The organism is Stenotrophomonas sp. YJH_SMC_40, assembly GCF_059368615.1.
Map to the genome: position 1 here is coordinate 155,712 of NZ_JCAFRX010000005.1, position 19,038 is coordinate 174,749.

Consider the following 19,038-nt stretch of genomic DNA (forward strand, 5'->3'; position numbering starts at 1 on the left):
CAGCAATGCGGGCCTGATCAGTACCCCGTCAGGGATACGCCACCGCCGGGGCTGAGCGGGGCGGCACCGGGCCATGCGCTGCCCGGCAGGCACGATTGATGGCCTGTCAGCGGCGGGCAACCGATGGCAGCGCCCGATGCTGTTTGATCCAGTCCAACGACTGGGCAATTCCACCGAACGGAAAGAAGTGCGGGCTGACCAACCCGTGGGCATCAGTCAAACCGCCCGCCAGACGGTCCACGAACACCTCCGGGCCCGCGCTGCCCAGCAACCGGCCGATCGAGATGCCATACCGGGACAGCATCAATGCACTGGCCCCCACCCCACACATTGCGGCGTAACGTACCAGCCGCGCGATGCTTGCCGGGCCCGGCACGCCGACCAGCACCGGAACGTGGACGCCACGGGCGCGCAGCGCGTGCAACCAGGCCAGGACGATGTCGGCATCGAAGGCGAACTGCGTGATGATCATTGGCGCCATGCCGCGCGCTTCGATGGACTGGCACTTGTGTTCCAGTACCTGCCAGCACGCGTCACTGCCCAGGACCGGATGGCCATCGGGGTGACCGCCGATGGCGACGACCTTGATACCGGCCCTCTCCAGAAGGCCGCTCTCGATGATCGAAGCGCTGTCAGCAAACGGTCCGGCGGGCGTGGCCAGGTCGCCGGCGATCACCAAGCACTGGGCGACACCTGCCTCGTTGGCGGCATGCTGCAGGAAGCGCTCAAGCACCGCACGCGACCCGATGCGCCGCGCCGAGAGATGCGGCATCGGCTCGAAGCCCAGTTCACGCACCCTGCGCGCCGCTGCCAGGCGTGCGTCGTCGTCCTCGCTGGCCAGCCAGGGAATGGAGATCGTGGTGCCACGCGGAATGCGGGTGGCTTCGGCACCCAGCGCCGGCATGGCCCTGGCGCTCACCTCCAGCGAAAAAGCATCAAGGAAGGCCTGCACCCGCAGCGACGTAGGCGCGGACATCACGCGCCCACGCCTGCATTGCTGGCCAGGGGCGAACTGTTCCGCGCCAGTTCGATGAAGGCCTGCAGGTAGTCGATGCTGGTATCGGCTTCGCGCGCACCCAGATAGATCTGCTTGGGAATGCCCTTCGCACCGAGGCGCACCGGCACCACGTCCATGCGGGTGGCGTACTCTTCCACCAGCCAGCGCGGCATGGCGGCCACGCCACGACCGCTGGCCACCATCTGCATCATGATGTCGGTGGTTTCAATGGCCTTGTGCCGTCGCGGCGTGATGCCGGCCGGCAGCAGGAACTGGTTGTAGATGTCCAGGCGCTCGAACGGCACCGGATAGCTGATCAGCACTTCCTGGCCGAGCTGGCGCGGCTTCACGTAATCCACCTTGGCAAGGGCGTGGTTCCTGGCCACCACCAGCACCTGCTCGTAGTCGAACACGGGAATGAACTTGAGGCCTGGCTTCAGCAGTGGATCGGGGGTAACCAGCAGGTCGATCTCGTAGCCGAACAGCGCGCCGATGCCGCCGAACTGGAATTTCTGCTTGACGTCCACATCCACATCCGGCCACGCGGCCAGGTACGGCGAGACGATCTTCAGCAGCCACTGGTAGCAGGGATGGCATTCCATGCCGATGCGCAGCGCGCCGCGCTCGCCCTGTGCGAACTGGCCCAACCGCTCCTCGGCCAGATCCAGCTGCGGCAGCACGCGGTTGGCGACGGCCAGCAGGTATTGCCCGGCCTGGGTCAGGCGCAGGCTGCGGCCTTCGCGCAGCCATACATCAGTGCCCAGCTGCTGCTCCAGCTTCTTCATGCTGTGGCTCAGGGCCGACTGGGTCAGGTTGAGTACGCCGGCGGCCGCGGTAAGCGAGCCCTGCTGCTCGACCTGCTGCACGATGCTGAGGTGGATCCGCTCCAGCATGACGATGAATCCTGCTCATGGATAGGTGAAGTAATACCATTTTACGTCATGGAAGGGCATGGCTAGCATCGGGTCATGCTTTCACCTGCCCGCCCCCTTCGAATCGTCGCCGTGTCAGGCGGATTGCAGCGCCCCTCCAAGGCCGCCACCCTGGCCGAGCATCTGATGGGCCTGATCGGCGAGGACATCCACAGCGAGCAGCACCTGGTCGAACTGGGCGAACTGGCCCCGCAGCTGGCCGGTGCGCTCTGGCGTTCGCAGTTGCCCGACACCGTGGAACGCCAGTTGACCACCGTCGAGCAGGCCGATGTGCTGGTGGTGAGCACGCCGGTCTATCGCGGCTCGTACACAGGGCTGTTCAAGCATTTCTTCGACTTCGTCCACCAGGACGCACTGGTCGACACCCCCATCCTGCTGGCCGCGACCGGCGGCAGCGAGCGCCACTCGCTGGTGATCGACCATCAGCTGCGCCCGCTCTTCAGCTTCTTCCAGGCGCGCACCCTGCCGCTGGGCGTCTACGCCACCGACCGCGATTTCGCCGACGGTCGCGTGCACAACGACGCCCTGGTCGAGCGCGCACGGCTGGCGGTGCGGCGGGCCATGCCGCTGCTGGACCTGCCTCGCCAGCGCCTTGCCGACCTGGAAGCGGCCGCAGCACTTTGAATGCCGGATGCCCTCGCCCGCATCCGGATGTCACCCCGCACTACGGAACGCCACCCATGACGACCGACACCTTCACCTTCAGCATCACGCAGATCCCCTTCAACGAGGATTACCAGCCTGCCGACGGGACGCGCATCACCACCAATTTCGCCAACCTGGCCCGCGGCGCGTCCCGCCAGGAAAACCTGCGCAACACGATCAGCATGATCAACAACCGCTTCAACGATCTGGCGCACTGGGACAACCCCAGCGCGGATCGCTACGCGGTCGAGCTGGACATCATCTCGGTGGAGATGCACATCGGCAGCAGCGGTGGCGGTGATCCGTTCCCGCTGATCGAGGTGCTGCGCCCGACCATCGTCGACACCCGCACCGGCGCGCGCATCGAAGGCATCGTCGGCAACAATTTCTCGTCCTACGTGCGCGACTACGATTTCAGCGTGGTGCTGCCGGCCAGCAACGAAGGGAAGGCCACCTTTGGCATCCCGGAGGGCTTTGGCGACCTGCATGGCAAGTTGTTCAAGCATTTCCTGGAGTCCGAGGCCTACCGCGCCAACTTCAGCAAGGGGCCGGTAATCTGCATCAGCGTATCCAGCAGCAAGACCTATCACCGCACCGAGAACCACCACCCGATCCTGGGCGTGGAATACCGCCAGGGCGAGTTCTCTCCCACTGACCAGTACTTCGACAAGATGGGCCTGCAGGTGCGCTACTTCATGCCGCCGGGCAGCGTCGCACCGCTGGCGTTCTACTTCCAGGGCGACCTGCTGGGCGACTACTCGAACCTGGAGCTGATCGGCACCATCAGCACAATGGAGGCCTTCCAGAAGATCTACCGCCCGGAGATCTACAACGCCAACTCCGTGGCGGGCAAGGTCTATCAGCCCAGCCTGAAGCACCAGGATTACTCCTCCACGCGCATCGTCTACGACCGCGAAGAGCGCAGCCAGCTGGCGGTCAAGCAGGGCCGGTTCACCGAAGAACACTTCATCAAGCCGTACCGCGCCGTGCTTGAGCAGTGGGCTGCCCGCTGATCCATTGATTCCCCATTCGCCCCCAGGAAACCAGACGCAATGTCGACGAAGAAACTGCTTCCCACCTCCACCGCAGGCAGCCTGCCCAAGCCCTCCTGGCTGGCCGAGCCCGAGAAGCTCTGGTCACCCTGGAAGCTGCAGGACGACGGCCTGACTGAAGGCAAGCAGGATGCACTGCGCCTGTCCCTGCAGGAGCAGCAGCACGCCGGCATCGACATCGTCAGCGACGGCGAACAGACCCGGCAGCACTTCGTCACCACTTTCATCGAGCACCTCAGCGGTGTCGATTTCGAGAAGCGCGAAACGGTCCGCATCCGCAACCGCTACGATGCCAGCGTGCCGACCGTGGTCGGCGCCGTGAGCCGTCCGAAGCCGGTGTTCGTCGAGGATGCGAAGTTCCTGCGCCGCCAGACCACGCAGCCGATCAAGTGGGCCCTGCCCGGCCCGATGACCATGATCGATACGCTGTACGACGCGCACTACAAGAGCCGCGAAAAGCTGGCCTGGGAGTTCGCGAAGATCCTCAACGAGGAAGCGAAGGAGCTGGAAGCCGCTGGCGTCGACATCATCCAGTTCGATGAGCCGGCCTTCAACGTGTTCTTCGACGAAGTGAACGACTGGGGCGTGGCCGCGCTGGAGCGTGCGGTTGAGGGCCTGAAGTGCCAGACGGCGGTGCACATCTGCTACGGCTATGGCATCAAGGCCAACACCGACTGGAAGCAGACACTGGGCTCGGAATGGCGGCAGTATGAAGAATCGTTCCCCAAGCTGCAGACCTCCAGCATCGATATCATCTCGCTGGAATGCCAGAACTCGCACGTGCCGATCGACCTGATCGAACTGGTGCGCGGCAAGAAGGTGATGGTGGGCGCCATCGACGTGGCCTCCAATACGGTGGAAACGCCGGCGGATGTGGCCAACACCCTGCGCAGGGCGCTGCAGTTCGTGGATGCCGACAAGCTCTACCCGAGCACCAACTGCGGCATGGCGCCGCTTGCGCGGGAAGTGGCACGCGGCAAGCTGCGCGCGCTCAGCGAAGGGGCCAGGATCGTGCGTGAGGAGCTTTCGGCGTAATCCTGGCTGGGGAGGTGTTCCCGTTTCGGTGCGGCCAGGATGGATTCTGGCCGGGTACAGACCAGGTTCCACCTCGTCCCTGCACCTCGGGCCTGGCGGCCATCACGCGCGGCCGTGGCGCCAGCGCTTCCTTGATCCGCCCCATCTCGCTTGCGCCGGCCTCGGCCAGGCGCCGGGCCTGCTGCCGCTGCTTCCGCGTCAGTGGCGGCGCGGACACGGCGCCCGATTCGGGCGCCCTCTGCACCAGTCGGGCGACGGCGTCACGCAGTGGCAGTTGTGGGCAGAGCCGCGCCGCGCACCAGCGCTCGGCGTAGCGCTTCGCCTGGCGGGCGCTGGCGACGGACACGACCTTGCTCTGTGACATCCTGCGTGCGTCCAGTTTCAGGCGGAACCCGAGCACGGCATGCGGCACGATACTGGCCACCGAACGGCCGTTCCACCACAGATCCCAGCGCTCACCGCTCTGCACCCAGCCGGACGGCCGGCTGACGATCATGAAATCTGGACGGTGAAATGATGAACCCATGATGGGAAGCATACGAACGCCCGTCGCACCGGCTGAGATCAGGGCAACGCCCCCCCTGCACTGCTACGCCTCCACGAAAAGCAATCAATGTGACGCGTCACGGCTGATGCTTTCGACCCAGTCGATGTAGCGCGATACGCGAACGTTGTAGACCACCTGGCCATAGAACCCCGCCTCGAGCGCATGCTCTGGAACCGCAGTGATCCACGAACCAAGCCCCACCAGCTGCGGCGTTCCGTGATCATCAATCACCAGCGGACCGCCGCTGTCACCGTTGCCGAGAACCCCCTCCAGCGGCAGGGCCTGCGGTGGCGGATCGAACCGGTACCAGAGATACCGGTCGTTGCCGCCGGTAAGCGCGTTGTATGCACGCCGCAGGGTCGTGCGATGCGGGCCGCCTGGCACCAGCCCTGCGACGCCATTGCCGGTAGCCCCCTTCCCTATCAGGGCCGCGATCTGCGCGACTTCGGCAGCACCGCGATAGAGCGCTACGGGCTTTACATCCTTTACAGCAGTCGCAAGCCTGATCAGTGCGATGTCATCCGATGCTGCCAGGAACGCGTGGATCCTGGAGGGATTTCCTGTCGCCAGCGCCTCCTTGCCCAGGGCCTCCGGCATTCTTCTGAAACCGGGATGCACGAAGACGCGCTCGACCGCATAGGCGCGTCCATTGATGGAGATGGATTCTTCCATCCCTTCCATGGGTGCCGCATGCGCTGCGGTCAGTACCCAGCGCGGGGCGATGAGAACGCCATGTCCTTCACCCGGCATGTCAGCCAGCGCCGGGAAGACAGAGGCATCGATCTGATACCGGGCGTCGTCAACGTCATCACGGATGACCACGGCACCGGCAGTGAACGGGAGCGCAGCAAGCGCCAGGAAAAGCCAGCGGTTCATGGGGTCGTCATCCCTGCGGTCGATCGCTATAGCCTAGCCGAGGGCATTGCCGCGGCGCAGACCATGCGACCAACGATGATATCCAGCGACGAACGCCAGGAATGCGAGCGCAAAGCCCTGCGGCCGACAGCCGCCGGGGCCGAGCAGTCTGTCCAGATCGGTTCCAGGCTTGTCCGACACGTCGTCCTGCGAAGCCACATTGGTGCACGGACCGGGCCGCGTGGGCCCGAGCCTCAGCGGGCGGTTCAACGCGCCGCGATTCTCCCGACCAGGGTATCGATCGCCGCCTCCATGGCACGCGCGGTCCGGTCGCCGCTCTGGTTGGTGATCACGAAGATGCCCAGATCGTGCTCAGGCATGATGTAGATGTAGCACTGCGAGCGTGGAACGCCACCGTGGTGGGCGTAATAGACACCCTTCTGGCGATCGCCAGCGACGATGTTCCAGAAATAGCCGATGCTGAACTCGTCGTCGAATCTGGCCAGAGTGCGATGCGATTCCTGCACCACCGGGCCGTTGGCCAGCTGGAACTGAAGGTATTTCACCATGTCGGGCACTGTTGCCTTGACGTTGCCGGAAGCGCCCCATGGCAACTGTGGCATCGGCGAGGTCGGCACCGGATTGTCGCTGTGGTAGCCGATGGCAAGACGGTCTTTTTCCGCATTCCCCAGCTTGATCCCGATGCTGGTCATTGCTGCGGCGTCGCTGAAGAAGCCACGCAGCAATGACGTGTAGTCGGTCTTGTAGACGCCTTCCAGAATGTGGGCCGTCAGCTCCGTCCCAGCACTGGAGTAGGCGTACTCTTTCCCGGGCATCCGTGGGATCCGCACGGCGTGCGGATCCCGCAGGAAATCCGGCTTGCCGTAATGCGCATAGAGGGCACTGAGTTCACCGGGCACGCGGTGATCGGTGAAGTCCTCCAACACGGTGTTCGCCCGCTCCGGCAGCATGTTCGGCAGGCCACTGGTGTGTGACAGCAGGTGACGGACCCGTATGGGCTGGCCCTGGTACTGCAGGTTCGGATAGTCGCCCTGCAGGTAGCTGCGAACGTCATCCTCCAGGCCCACCCTGCCCTCAAGCACCGCACGGGCCATCAACGTGCCCGCCAGGGTCTTGCTCAGCGAGCCGATCTCATACAGCGTTGCGTCGGTCGGAACATCGGGCTTGCCGGCTACCATCTCGCCGCGGTGACGGATGAAGGTCTTGCCCCGGAACACCACGCCGATGGAGGCCGAGTGCAGCAAAGGCTGTTCAATCAGGGCATGGGCCGCCTCGTCGACCGCCGCCCCCACATCGTTCGGCGGTGCCTTCCTGCCCTCGCAGCCGACGGCAAGGAGCACTGCGGATAGCACGACGGCATTGAGCCATTGCCGGTTTCGGGCAGTCGTTGACATGGATTCCATGCGCCGGCGCTTGAAGGTCGTGGGAACGGGCGCTCACGATAATCGATTGCCATGAGCGGCTGAAGGTGCCATCCGGCACCTCCAGTCGCGCCCCTCCCTGGAAGGCCCCCTGCCCCCCGTCAGCGCTGGTAGTCCTTCAGGAACAACCAGGTGATCAGCGTGGCGTCCGGCCCCTTCGGGTCGGTGAATGGCAGGCCCGACTGGCTGCCGCTCCAGGCATGCCCCATGCCCTGCACCACGTAGTGCTGGACCAGCGTCCTGCCACCGTAGGCGTAGGTGTCGACGGTATACCCGCGGCCGCCCGGCACCTGTCCGTGATAGGTGCTGGTCGGCACGTACTTCACCGAGTCGTTGTCCAGGCCGTCGTCGGCCAGGTCATTGGTCTGCAGGAACTGGCGCACGGCCTGCTGGCCGTTCACCGGATTGACGGTGAGATCGGCGCTGCCATGGAACACCAGCACCGGCAGCGGTCGCGGCGACGGCGAACCCGAGCACTGCCACGCCAGGCGGCCATTGCTGTCCGGCGAATAGATGCTGCCGGCCAGCAGTGCGTAGGCGCTGCCGGAAATCGTGGTCGCGCCCTTGAACATGCCACCGGAGTGGATGGCACCGGCAGCGAACACATCCGAATAGCAGGCCAGCATGATCGAGGTCATCGCACCACCTGCCGAAATGCCGGTGACATAGACCCGGCGCGGATCCACGCTGTAGTCCGCTTTCACCTTGTCCACGATGCCGGCCAGGATCGACGCTTCGCCGCTGTCGCGGGCCTGGTTGGTCGGCAGCTGCCAGTTCCAGCAGCGGGCCGGATTGGAGGTGACGTTCTGCCGGGGGTAGACCACGATGAACCCTTCGGTGTCGGCCACATCATTGAAGCCTGACGCCTCCCCCATCAGGTTGGGCCCGTTGACGCAGCCGTGCAGCACCAGCAGCAACGGTAGCGGCTGCTGGTCGTCGTAGCCCGCCGGCACCCACACCTGGTACTCGCGGGCGCCGAACAGATTGCCGTACAGGCCAATGTCCCAATGCCCGGCCGGGCCTGCGGCAAGGGCACTGCCCGCCATCGCCAGCCAACTGCACAGCACCAGCAGTACAACCTTGATCGAATCGATTCCGGATTTCATGGCCAGATCCTCATGCGTGAGTCGTGGATGAAGTGGTACCGGGACGCGCTTCCGGCTGGGGGCGCGCCCAGTATCCGCATCCAGCGGCCGCTGCCGACTGGACCTAGGTCCACTCGCCGCTGCGTGATGACACCGCTAGCCTTGGCTGCAGGATGGCAATGGGCCATCTGCAAGCAGCTGCCTGGGGGAGGACCGAATGAAACGGAATTGCCTGAGTCTCATGATCGGCGCATTGCTGGCCTCCGGGCCGGTACTGGCACAGGAAACGCCCCAGGCCACGCCGACGGCGGCCAGGACTGCATCACCCACCAACCTGGACAGCATCAAGGTCACCGCGCGCAAGCGCGAGGAAACCCTGCAGGAGGTCCCGGTAGCGGTTACCGCATTTACCTCCGAAGCGCTGGACAAGATGAATGTCCAGGACATCAGCGACCTGGATGCGCAGGTGCCCAACCTGACCATCTACGCCGCCCGCGGTGCCAGCAGCACGGTCACCGCCTACATCCGTGGCATCGGCCAGTCCGACCCCACCTGGGGCGCCGATCCGGGCGTGGGCATCTACCTGGATGACGTCTACATCGCGCGCCCGCAGGGTGCGCTGCTGGATGTGTTCGATGTCTCGCGCATCGAGGTGCTGCGCGGCCCGCAGGGCACGCTCTACGGCAAGAACACCATCGGCGGCGCGATCAAGTACATCTCGCGCGGCCTGCCGACCCAGACCGAGGGCTTCGCCCAGGTCACCGTGGGCAACTACAGCCAGTTGGATGCCAAGGCAGCCATCGGCGGTCCGATCGGCGGTGCTGACAGCGGCCTGCGCGCCCGCGTGGCGGTGGCCAGCATGAACCACGACGGGTTTGGCGAGAGCACTTTCAACGGCCAGCCGGTCAGTGACAAGCAGATCAACGCGGCACGCCTGAACCTGGGCGCGTATGCGGGCGACGACTTCGACGTGCAGTTCGCACTGGACTGGATCGACGATCAGTCCGGCATGCGCGGCTCGAAGATGCTGGCACCCAATCCGTTCCTGCGCGCCTACCCACCGATGGACAGCCGCTATGACATCCGCTCGGGCATGCGCAACCTCAACAACGTGGAGAGCAAGGGCGCCTCGGCCACGGTGAACTGGCGGCCGAACGAAGACATCGCGCTGAAATACGTGGTCGCCAAGCGTGAGTCGGACAGCGAGGCCAACATCGACTTCGATACCGCCCCGGTCAAGCTCGCCGACGTGGGTGGCACCTACCACGACGACCAGGTCAGCAACGAAGTGCAGTTGAACTACGATGCCGGCGGCCGGGTGCGCGGTGTGGTCGGCCTGTACCAGTTCAGTGGCGAGGCTGGCGGGCAGATCCAGAACAACTACTTCAGTGCCCAGTTCGCCGACAACCAGGGCAAGGTGCTGACCGACAGCATCGCGCTGTACGCGGACTGGACCTTCGACCTGACCAGCAGACTGAAGCTCGATGTCGGCGCCCGCTACACCGACGAGGACAAGCGCGCGATCGTGCTCAACCGCCTCTACGCCGACCCGGGCTTCAGCCGGCCGGTGGCGGTGACCGCCGATTTCGACAAGAAGACCAATTTCAGGAACGTCTCGCCCAAGGTCTCGCTGGACTACCAGATCACTCCGGACATCATGGTCTATGGCCTGGCGACGCGTGGCTTCAAGTCCGGCGGTTACAACATCCGCGCCAATGCGGTGGCGGTACCGCGCTCGGCGGAGCCGTTCGATGACGAGACCGTGGACAGCTATGAGGTCGGCAGCAAGATGGCCTTTCTCGACCAGCGCCTGTTCCTGAACCTGTCAGCGTTCTACAACAAGTACAAGGACATCCAGCTGTCGGTGTTCACCGGCCTGGATACCAATGGCGATGGCATCGATGATTCCTTCTTCGGCGATTTCACCAATGCCGGGGCCGGTACCGTCAAAGGCCTGGAGGTCGAGTATCAGTACCTGCCCAGCCAGCACTGGCTGATTTCCGGCAACCTGGCGTGGCTGGATACCAGATACGACGAGTACATCGACCGCGGCATCAACGTGGCCAGGCAGATGAAGTTCACCAATGCCCCGGAGTTCTCCGGTGCGTTCAACGTGGAATACCGCACCGACCTGGCCAACGGCAGCAACCTGTCGGCACGGGTGAGCTACAGCTACCAGAGCGAAGTGTGGCCGACCACCGACCTCAGCCCGGTGATCCGCCAGCAGGGTTACGGGCTGGTCAATGCCGGCGTCATCTGGCGCCTGGATGATGCGTGGACCTTCTCGCTGCAGGGCACCAACCTGGCCGACAAGGAATACCGCACTACTGGCTACAACATTCCTGCAGTCGGCACGCTGATTGGCTTCTATGGTCCGCCCCGCCAATATAGCCTCAGCGTCCGTTACGATTTCTAGCGCATCCGTTACGATCTTCAGGAAGCTTCTGCATGACGCAGTCTTACGACGACCTGTACTGGAACAGCGACGATGGCCTGCGCCTGCACGCGCGCGACCATGCAGCGGACGCCCGGCAGGCGCCCCGCGGCACCGTGGTCTGCATTCCCGGCCTGACCCGCAATGGTGCCGATTTCGATGCACTGGCCGAAACACTCACCGCCGAGGGATGGCGCGTGATCGCCGTCGACCTGCGTGGCCGCGCCGGTTCAGAACGTGCGCATGATCCGTCCAGCTACAACCCGCGCACCTACGCAGATGACATGGTCGCGCTGCTGCGCGCGCAGAACATCGACAAGGCGGTGTTCGTCGGCACCTCACTGGGCGTGCTGGTGACCATCACCCTCGCTTCGCGCGCGCCGGAGCGGATCGCGGGCGCGGTGCTCAACGATGCCGGCCCCAGGGTGCCGCGTGAGGCGCTGGCACGGATCGGCAAGTACGCCGGCAAGCCGATACCGCCGATGGACCTGGTGCAGGCCACGGCCTACGTGGAATCCATCGGCAAGGCTGCGTTCCCGCGCTTCAGCGCCGACGACTGGCGGCAGATGGCGGTGCGCACCTTCCGCCCGCGCAGCGATGGCCTGCTGGAACTGGACTACGACCCGGCAGTGATCCGCACCACCCGGCCATGGCTGCTGTGGCTGTTGCGTCCCCTGCTGTGGCGTGCGGTTCGCGGGCTGACCGCCCGGGTGCCGGTGCTGGTGGTACGCGGTGCGCTGTCCGACATCCTGCCGGCCGATGTCGCTCGGCAGATGGCGGCCACCTCGGAAAGTGCCCGTCTGGTGGAGGTGCCCGATGTCGGCCACGCTCCGATGCTGTCCGAACCAGAGGCGCGTGACGCGATCCTTGCCTTGCTGGAGCGTGTGGTGTGAGTGCGGACAGCGAGCTGCCTCCCGCCCTGCAGGCGGTGCAGCAGTGGGCCGCCAGTGAGCGGCTGAGTGGCGTGACCTGCCTGGACCAGGCGCGCATCGATGCCTTTGCCGACGCCACCGGCGACCACAACTGGATCCATGTCGATCCAGCGCGGGCGCAGGCGCAGATGCCGGGCGGCCGTACCATCGCACACGGCTTCCTGCTGCTCTCGCTGACGGTGGAGGACGATGTGGCCGCCCTGGCCGGCTTCCCCGGCATCGCCCATGTGCTCAACTACGGCTTGAACAAGGTCCGCTTCCTGGCGCCGGTGCCGAGCGGGTCCGAGGTGCGGGTACGCTCGCAGTTGGTATCACTGGATGCGCGCCAGCCCGGCCAGTGGCTGCTGATCCAGCGCAAGGCCGTCGAGCGGGTCGCCGATGGCGAGCTGGCACTGGTCGCTGAGCAGCTGTCACTGATCGTGATCACGCCCTAGCACCACCCCGCCCGATTCTCTCCCTACACTGGAGCGATGTTGACGCCCTCCATCGTCCTCTTCGCCTGCATTGCATGGACCGCACTGCTGTTTGGCGTGGCGCTGTGGGGCGAGCGCCGGGGGCACCGGCTTTCGAAGGCATGGCCGCTCATCTATGCACTGTCGCTGGCCGTGCACTGCACCGCGTGGACCTACTACGGTGCGGCCTCGCAGGGGCGGCAATGGGGTTTCCCCATTCCACCAACCCTGGCCGGCATGGCGCTGATCTTCGCGTTCGGCCTGCCGTTCCTGCTCCGCCTCGGGCGGCTGGCCAAGCAGCACAACAGTGCCACCATCGCCGATCTGGTCGTTGCACGACTGCGTGCCGATCGCGGCCTCGGCTTCACCATCACCCTGGTGGCGCTGTTCGGCATCATCCCGTACATCGCACTGCAGCTGAAAGCCGTCAGCCAGGGGCTGGGCACCCTGCTGGGTGATGGGTTCGCGCCTGCCGGTGCGCAGCTGGACATGTCGTTCTGGTTCGCGCTGACGATGGCCGCGTTCACCCTGCTGTTCGGTGCACGCAAGGCCTCGGCCACCGAGCCCAACCGCGGCATCGTGGTCGCGCTGGGCCTGGAGTCCGTATTGAAGCTGGTGGCGCTGCTGGCCATTGGCCTGTATGCGGCGTTGTCCGTACACAAGGCCGGCACACCGCTGCTGGAGAAGATGGCGCAGCTGCCACCACCGGCCATCGTGCCGGACTATCTCACCATGGTCGCGCTGGGGGCGATCTCCGCGTTCACCCTGCCGCACCAGTTCCATGTTGGCGTGGTCGAGCTTCGCCAGACATCGGACCTGAAGACGGCACGCTGGATGTTCCCGGTCTACCTGCTGCTGATCGGCCTGCCGTCGGTGCCGATGGCATTGGCCGGCGCCGCGCAGCTGCCGGCCTCGGTATCGCCTGACCTGTACGTGCTGGCGCTGCCGCAGGCCGGCGGCCATCATCTGCTGGCGCTGCTGGCCTATCTGGGCAGCCTGAGCGCGGCCACCGGCATGATGATCCTGTCCGGGCTGACGCTGTCGATCATGCTTGGCAACCATGGATTCGGTTCGCGCCTGCTCGGTGGCATCGGGGGCGGCGTGGCCAATGCCGATCTGCGCCCGCGCGTGCTGGCGTGCCGCCGTGCCGGCATCCTCGCCGTGTTCCTGATGTCGTGGCTGTACAGCCGCGCGATGAGCGACACCGAGGCACTCAGCGATTTCGGCCTGATGTCCTTCACCGCCCTCTCGCAGCTGGCACCGGCTGTGCTGCTGGCGGTGTATCGCCCACGTACGCCCTCCGCGGCCATCATAGCCGGCATCGTGCTGGGCTCATTGGCCTGGCTGTGGCTGGTACTGCTGCCGATGGTGATCCCGGCCGCGACGCCGTCGGTCAGCGCCGACGGGCTGCACTGGTTGGCGGTGGTCTCGCTGCGCGTGCAGCCGGGGCATATCGCCATCAGCATGGGGGCCAGCCTGGCGGTCAACCTGCTGACCGTGGCCCTGGTGTCGCGGGCCGTGCGTCCGTCATTGCCGCGGAGGCGGGATGCGGTGGCTGCGGCGTCCCTGCGCAGGACCGCCGGACGCTTCCTTGGCCAGGAGCGTGCGCGCCAGCTGCTCGAGGGCCACGCCGGGCAGATGCTGGATGACGACCGGGTCACCGCCGTCGAGCGTGAGCTGACGGCCGTGGTGGGCGCAGGCATGGCACGGCTGCTGGTCGAAGCCGCACGCGAGGGCGGCGCCGCGCCGCTGGATGCGGTGACCCGCGCCGTCGGCGAAGCTACCCAGGTGCTGCGCTTCAACCAGCGACTGCTCGAAGCCGCGCTGGAGAACATGAGCCAGGGCATCAGCGTGGTCGATGCGCAGCTGCAGCTGGTGGCCTGGAACAGCCGCTACGCCGCGCTGTTCAAGTTCCCGCCGGAGCTGCTGCAGGTCGGGCAGCCGGTGGTCAACCTCACGGCGTGGGCACTGGGGCAGCTGAAGATCGGCGATGGCCCCGGCGACACGCCCACCAGGGCGTTGCAGCGCCGCGTCGCGCACATGCGCCGTGGCACGCCGCACCTGTCGGAACGGATATTTCCCGATGACACCATCGTCGAGATCCGCGGCAACCCGATGCCGGGCGGTGGCTACGTGGCCACCTTCACCGATGTCACGGCGTTCCGCCGCGCGGAGGATGCGCTCAAGAGCAGCAATGAAACGCTGGAACGCCGCGTACAGGACCGCACCGCGAGGCTGCAGCAGGCGGTCCAGGAGGCCGAGCGCGCGAACGCGGCGAAAACCCGCTTCCTGACGGCGGTCGGCCATGACCTCATCCAGCCCCTGCATGCGGCCCAGCTGCTGACCGAGGCGATGTCGCAGCACATCGAATCCGAGTTCCTCGACAGTTTCCTGCAGCAGATCCGCGGCGCACTGGATTCCACCGATGACCTGCTGTCCGGCCTGCTCGATATCTCGCGACTGGAAGCCGGTGGGTTGGTGGCCGATCCGCGCCCGTTCGCGCTGTCGACGGTGCTGGATCCGCTCGCGCAGGAGTTCGCGGTGCTGGCGGCGGCGCGCGGCCTGCAGTTCCGCCATGTGCGGAGCCAGGCCTGGGTCCATAGCGATCCCCTGCTGATGCGCCGGGTGCTGCAGAACTTCCTGGCCAATGCCATCCGCTACACCCGCCATGGCGGTGTGTTGCTGGGTGTGCGCCGCCAGGGGCAGGCACTGATGATCGGCGTGCATGACACCGGCCCCGGCATTGCTCCGGAGCAGCACGCGGTGGTGTTCGAGGAGTTCCACCGGGTCGATCGCAGCAACGGCCAGGGGCTGGGACTGGGCTTGACCATCGCCCACCGCATCGCCGATCTGCTGCATGCACCCTTGCACCTGCGCAGCGTGCCCGGGCACGGCTCGGCCTTCTCGATCAGCGTGCAACGCGCAGCACCGCCTGTGGCCCCGCGCAGTTCGGCACCGACGGGTGGCAGCAACGCCCTCAAGGGTTTCCGCGTACTGGCAGTGGACAATGACCCGGACGCGCTGGAGGCGATGCGGCAACTGCTGCGTTCCTGGGGCTGCGACGTCATCGCGGCAGGCAGCGCCGATGCCATCGGGCCCTCAGCGCACGAGGCGGCGCTGTGGCTGTTCGACTATCACCTGGATGACGGCGATACCGGTGTTGCGCTGTGGCAGCGGCTGGCGGACATGCATGGACCGCGACCGACGGTGATCCTCAGTGCGGATACCGGCAGCGATACACGCGAGGCGGTGCGCGGCGCTGGGCTGTCCCTGCTCAACAAGCCGTTCAAGCCGTTGGCGCTGCGCTGGGCGATCAACCACCTGCTGGCGGCCACTGCCACGCGCTGACCGTTCAGGGCTCGGGCAGCTCTTCGATCTGCCGCGACGGATCGGCCAACCCCATTTCGTGCAGCACGCGGATGGCCTGCGCACGGTTGCGCACGCCCAGCCGCTCCATGATGCGTGTCATGTGCGCCTTGACCGTGCGCAGCTGTACGCCCAGCCGGTCGGCAATCTGCTTGTTGAGCAGGCCCTCGGCCACCAGCCCCAGCACTTTGTATTGATGTGCGGACAGGCTGGCCAGGCGTGCGGCCAGGTCGGCATCCCTGCTGAACGGCGCTACCCGCGCCACCGGCTCGCGCAGCAGCGCCGGGATCCAGCGTTCGCCCTCCAGCACGGACTGCAGCGCGGACTGCAGCTCGTTCAAACCCGAGCTCTTGGGCAGGTAGCCCGCGGCGCCGAGGTCGATGGCGCGCCGGATCACCTGCGGCTCCTCGTTGGCGGAGACGATGATGATCGCCAGGCCCGGCTGCAGCGCACGAATGGTCGCCAGCCCGGCCAGCCCATGGTTGCCCGGCATGTGCAGGTCCAGCAGCATCAGGTCGATCGACTGGTTCTCGATCGCCTCCAGCACGCTGTCCAGTGAATCCGCCTCGCTGATCTGCAGATCGGCGACCGCCTCTTCCGCCGCGCGATGCAGTGCCGCACGGAACAAGGGGTGATCGTCGGCGATGAGCAGGGTTGGCATGTCCTGGCGAGATTATCAAATCGGCTGCGCGCGGGAACAGGTACCTAGGTACGCTGGTACAGCAGGAAGGGCTTGATAGTGTGGTGCGGAGAAGGCCGGCGACCGCAACGCCGCCCACGAGGAAATGCCATGTCATCCGCCCCCACTCCCGATGCCCATGCCTATCCACTGCTGATCAAGCAGCTGCTGCTGATGCCGCTGGCGGTGAGTCCTGAACAGGAAGTCGTCTATGGCGATAGGGTCCGATTCGATTACCGCACCCTGCAGGCGCGCATCGGCCAGCTGGCCGGCCTGTTGACCTCGTTGGGCGTCGGCCACGGCGACACGGTGGCGGTGATGGACTGGGACAGCAACCGCTACCTGGAGGCCTACTTCGCGGTTCCGATGATCGGTGCGGTGCTGATGATGGTGAATGTGCGCCTGGCCCCCGAGCAGATCGCGTACACGCTGAACCACAGCGGCGCGCGGGTGATCCTGGCCAACCGCGAGTTCCTGCCGCTGCTGGACGCCATCGACGAGCAGCTGCCGGACCTGCGCACGCGCATCCTGCTGGACGATGCCGGTGGCCCGCTGCCGCCAGGCTTCGCCACCGAGTACGAAGCGGGGTTGCGCGGTGCCACGCCGGTCGGCCGCTTCCCGGACTTCGACGAGAATGCCCGTGCCACGGTGTTCTACACCACCGGAACCACCGGATTGCCCAAGGGGGTCTATTTCAGCCACCGGCAGCTGGTGCTGCATTCGCTGGCGGCGATGGCCGCGCTCGGCGGCGCACCTCGCCAGGGCCGCCTGCATCGTGACGATGTCTACATGCCCATCACCCCGATGTTCCATGTGCACGCGTGGGGCCTGCCCTACGTGGCTACCGCGATGGGCATCAGGCAGGTCTATCCGGGGCGCTACCTGCCTGCGAAACTGCTGGCGTTGATCGCCCGCGAAAAGGTGACCTTCTCGCACTGCGTGCCAACCATCCTGCACATGCTGCTGGAGCACCCGGACGCCGCGCAGACCGACCTGGAGGGCTGGAAGGTGATCATCGGCGGTGCCGCGCTGCCCCGTGCCCTGGCGCAGCGCGCACTGGCGCGGGGCATCGACATCTTCGGCGGCTATGGCATGTCCGAGACCTGCCCTCTGCTCACCATCGCCCAGATCGACGTGGACAGCGTGACCCATGCCGACGAGGTGCTGTCACTGCGCACCAAGGCCGGCATTCCGGTGCCGCTGGTGGACCTGCGCATCGTCGACCCGGACATGGGCGATGTCGTCCACGATGGCGTCGCCACCGGTGAGGTGGTGGCGCGCGCCCCCTGGCTGACCCAGGGCTACCTGCACGATCCCGAGGCTTCGGCAACGCTGTGGGCGGGCGGCTACCTGCACACCGGCGACATCGGCAACATCGACGAAGCTGGCTACCTGCGTGTCACCGACCGCATCAAGGACGTGATCAAGACCGGGGGCGAATGGATCTCCTCGCTCGCGCTGGAAGACATCATCGCACTGCACCCGGCGGTCAGCGAGGTCGCGGTGATCGGTATCGCCGACACGAAATGGGGCGAGCGGCCATTGCCACTGGTGGTCAGGAAGCCGGGAAGCCATGTGGCCGAAGCGGAGATCATCGAACTGGTCGCGGCGCGCAGCCGTTCCGGAGACATCTCACGCTATGCGATCCCGGAGCGCGTGAGCTTCGTGGATGCAATCGAGCGGACCAGCGTGGGCAAGATCAACAAGAAGAAGCTGCGCGGGCTGCATGATCCGGTCCTTGGCACCGGCGGGCGATGACGGCCTCTGCCGGCACCGCTCAACCGCGCGACGACCCACCCTGCAGCAGCTGGACCCAGCTCTGGAATCCCTCCAGGAAGCGCTGCAGGCGCTTGCGCGTCGCCGCGTCGAAATCTTCCGCGTCATCGTCGTAGGCGGCCGCTGCTTCGGCCACATAGAGCTGTGGCGAGGCCATGGTCAATGCGCCCATGGCGGTCAGTGTATGGCGCAGCTGCGACTGTGCCAGTTTGGTGCCCCAGCGGCCCGGCGTAGCGCCGATGATCGCCACCGGCTTGGCCGAAAGTACCGCGCGGTACTCGGCATCGTCGCGGGACAGCCAATCGAGCGTGTTCTTGAGTACGCCGGGCAGTGACTGGCTGTACTCCGGCGTGGCGATCAGCACGCCGTCAGCGGCCGCAATCGCCGCGCGCAGGCGCTTGACCCCGGCAGGGCCGGCCGGGTCGGCGGCTTCCAGGTCTTCGTCGAACAGCGGAATATCGGCGATGGTGTCATGCACGGTCAGCAGCAGGCCCGCAGGCGCGGCGCCTGCTGCTGCCCTGACCAGGCGCCGGTTGTAACTGTTGCTGCGCAGGCTGCCGGCAAACGCCAGGATGTTCAGCGGTGGAGGGGTGTCGGACATGCGGGATTCCTCGGATGCGTCGGTGCGGGGTCACGGGACAGACACCGACAGCACGGGTGGGCCAGGGCCAGACTGGATCTGCAGAGGATCACGGTTCCGGCGGTGTAGTGCCTTCGTCCTTGCTGCTCCCTTTTCCAGGGCGAACAGGGCGCGGCAGGGCAATCCAGCACGTGCCACTGCCCGCGTTGCGGCCCCTGTCCTGCCACAT

General features: G+C 66.0%; 16 protein-coding genes. 8 read left to right on the top strand and 8 right to left on the bottom strand.

Annotated elements, in window-relative coordinates:
- Nucleotides 1-106: 106 nt before the first annotated feature.
- Complete coding sequence (locus tag AC5P6X_RS11305; protein ID WP_049450716.1) at nt 107-976, bottom strand: methylenetetrahydrofolate reductase; 870 nt, start codon at nt 974-976, stop codon at nt 107-109.
- On the bottom strand, nt 976-1,890 hold the full coding sequence (locus tag AC5P6X_RS11310; protein ID WP_024956807.1) for a LysR family transcriptional regulator: 915 nt from the start codon (nt 1,888-1,890) through the stop codon (nt 976-978). Before AC5P6X_RS11310 ends, AC5P6X_RS11305 begins: the two co-directional genes overlap by 1 nt.
- Before the next feature lie 75 nt (nt 1,891-1,965).
- Between AC5P6X_RS11310 and msuE the strand changes: the two genes are divergently transcribed.
- Genes msuE through AC5P6X_RS11325 form a run of 3 tightly spaced genes read left to right on the top strand, consistent with a single transcriptional unit; the run spans nt 1,966 to nt 4,661 of the window.
- Complete coding sequence (gene msuE / locus AC5P6X_RS11315; RefSeq protein WP_012480321.1) at nt 1,966-2,553, top strand: FMN reductase; 588 nt, start codon at nt 1,966-1,968, stop codon at nt 2,551-2,553.
- A gap of 56 nt (nt 2,554-2,609) precedes the next feature.
- Nucleotides 2,610-3,587 carry a DUF1852 domain-containing protein gene (locus AC5P6X_RS11320; protein ID WP_012480322.1) on the top strand — a complete coding sequence of 326 codons (978 nt, stop codon included), beginning with the start codon at nt 2,610-2,612 and terminating at the stop codon, nt 3,585-3,587.
- A 39-nt stretch (nt 3,588-3,626) separates the two neighbouring features.
- Nucleotides 3,627-4,661: a methionine synthase gene (locus tag AC5P6X_RS11325; RefSeq protein WP_495215450.1), complete on the top strand. Its 1,035-nt coding sequence runs from the start codon at nt 3,627-3,629 to the stop codon at nt 4,659-4,661.
- Here AC5P6X_RS11325 and AC5P6X_RS11330 read toward each other — a convergent pair.
- From AC5P6X_RS11330 to AC5P6X_RS11345, 4 genes are all read right to left on the bottom strand, one after another.
- A complete protein-coding gene (locus AC5P6X_RS11330) occupies nt 4,618-5,199 on the bottom strand; it encodes a hypothetical protein (RefSeq protein ID WP_329755721.1) in 582 nt (193 codons plus the stop codon). The genes AC5P6X_RS11325 and AC5P6X_RS11330 overlap by 44 nt on opposite strands.
- A gap of 72 nt (nt 5,200-5,271) precedes the next feature.
- Nucleotides 5,272-6,084 carry a S1 family peptidase gene (locus AC5P6X_RS11335; RefSeq protein ID WP_495215451.1) on the bottom strand — a complete coding sequence of 271 codons (813 nt, stop codon included), beginning with the start codon at nt 6,082-6,084 and terminating at the stop codon, nt 5,272-5,274.
- A 245-nt stretch (nt 6,085-6,329) separates the two neighbouring features.
- Nucleotides 6,330-7,478, bottom strand: a complete 1,149-nt coding sequence (locus AC5P6X_RS11340) for a serine hydrolase domain-containing protein (RefSeq protein ID WP_329755723.1) — start codon at nt 7,476-7,478, stop codon at nt 6,330-6,332.
- Between the two features lie 128 nt (nt 7,479-7,606).
- A complete protein-coding gene (locus AC5P6X_RS11345) occupies nt 7,607-8,611 on the bottom strand; it encodes an extracellular catalytic domain type 1 short-chain-length polyhydroxyalkanoate depolymerase (RefSeq protein ID WP_049450726.1) in 1,005 nt (334 codons plus the stop codon).
- Between the two features lie 196 nt (nt 8,612-8,807).
- Between AC5P6X_RS11345 and AC5P6X_RS11350 the strand changes: the two genes are divergently transcribed.
- From AC5P6X_RS11350 to AC5P6X_RS11365, 4 genes are read left to right on the top strand one after another with little or no spacing between them, the layout of a single operon-like run.
- Entirely contained in the window at nt 8,808-11,006 is a 2,199-nt protein-coding gene (locus AC5P6X_RS11350; protein ID WP_239667432.1) for a TonB-dependent receptor, read from the top strand.
- A 32-nt stretch (nt 11,007-11,038) separates the two neighbouring features.
- The gene (locus tag AC5P6X_RS11355) at nt 11,039-11,917 is read left to right on the top strand and encodes an alpha/beta fold hydrolase (protein ID WP_005409746.1); all 879 of its coding nucleotides are present in this window, start codon (nt 11,039-11,041) and stop codon (nt 11,915-11,917) included.
- On the top strand, nt 11,914-12,390 hold the full coding sequence (locus AC5P6X_RS11360; RefSeq protein WP_049450730.1) for a MaoC family dehydratase: 477 nt from the start codon (nt 11,914-11,916) through the stop codon (nt 12,388-12,390). The genes AC5P6X_RS11355 and AC5P6X_RS11360 overlap by 4 nt, the downstream gene beginning before the upstream one ends.
- Nucleotides 12,391-12,426: 36 nt before the next feature.
- Entirely contained in the window at nt 12,427-15,756 is a 3,330-nt protein-coding gene (locus tag AC5P6X_RS11365; RefSeq protein WP_108269839.1) for a hybrid sensor histidine kinase/response regulator, read from the top strand.
- A 4-nt stretch (nt 15,757-15,760) separates the two neighbouring features.
- On the opposite strand, the gene AC5P6X_RS11370 is transcribed toward AC5P6X_RS11365, so the two are convergent.
- Complete coding sequence (locus AC5P6X_RS11370) at nt 15,761-16,435, bottom strand: response regulator transcription factor (RefSeq protein ID WP_049452421.1); 675 nt, start codon at nt 16,433-16,435, stop codon at nt 15,761-15,763.
- A gap of 129 nt (nt 16,436-16,564) precedes the next feature.
- Here AC5P6X_RS11370 and AC5P6X_RS11375 point away from each other — a divergent pair, with 129 nt between their 5' ends.
- Complete coding sequence (locus AC5P6X_RS11375; protein ID WP_108269837.1) at nt 16,565-18,211, top strand: fatty acid--CoA ligase; 1,647 nt, start codon at nt 16,565-16,567, stop codon at nt 18,209-18,211.
- Between the two features lie 19 nt (nt 18,212-18,230).
- On the opposite strand, the gene AC5P6X_RS11380 is transcribed toward AC5P6X_RS11375, so the two are convergent.
- Nucleotides 18,231-18,830, bottom strand: coding sequence for an NADPH-dependent FMN reductase (locus AC5P6X_RS11380; protein ID WP_108269836.1), 600 nt, complete (start codon nt 18,828-18,830; stop codon nt 18,231-18,233).
- Nucleotides 18,831-19,038: the final 208 nt, after the last annotated feature.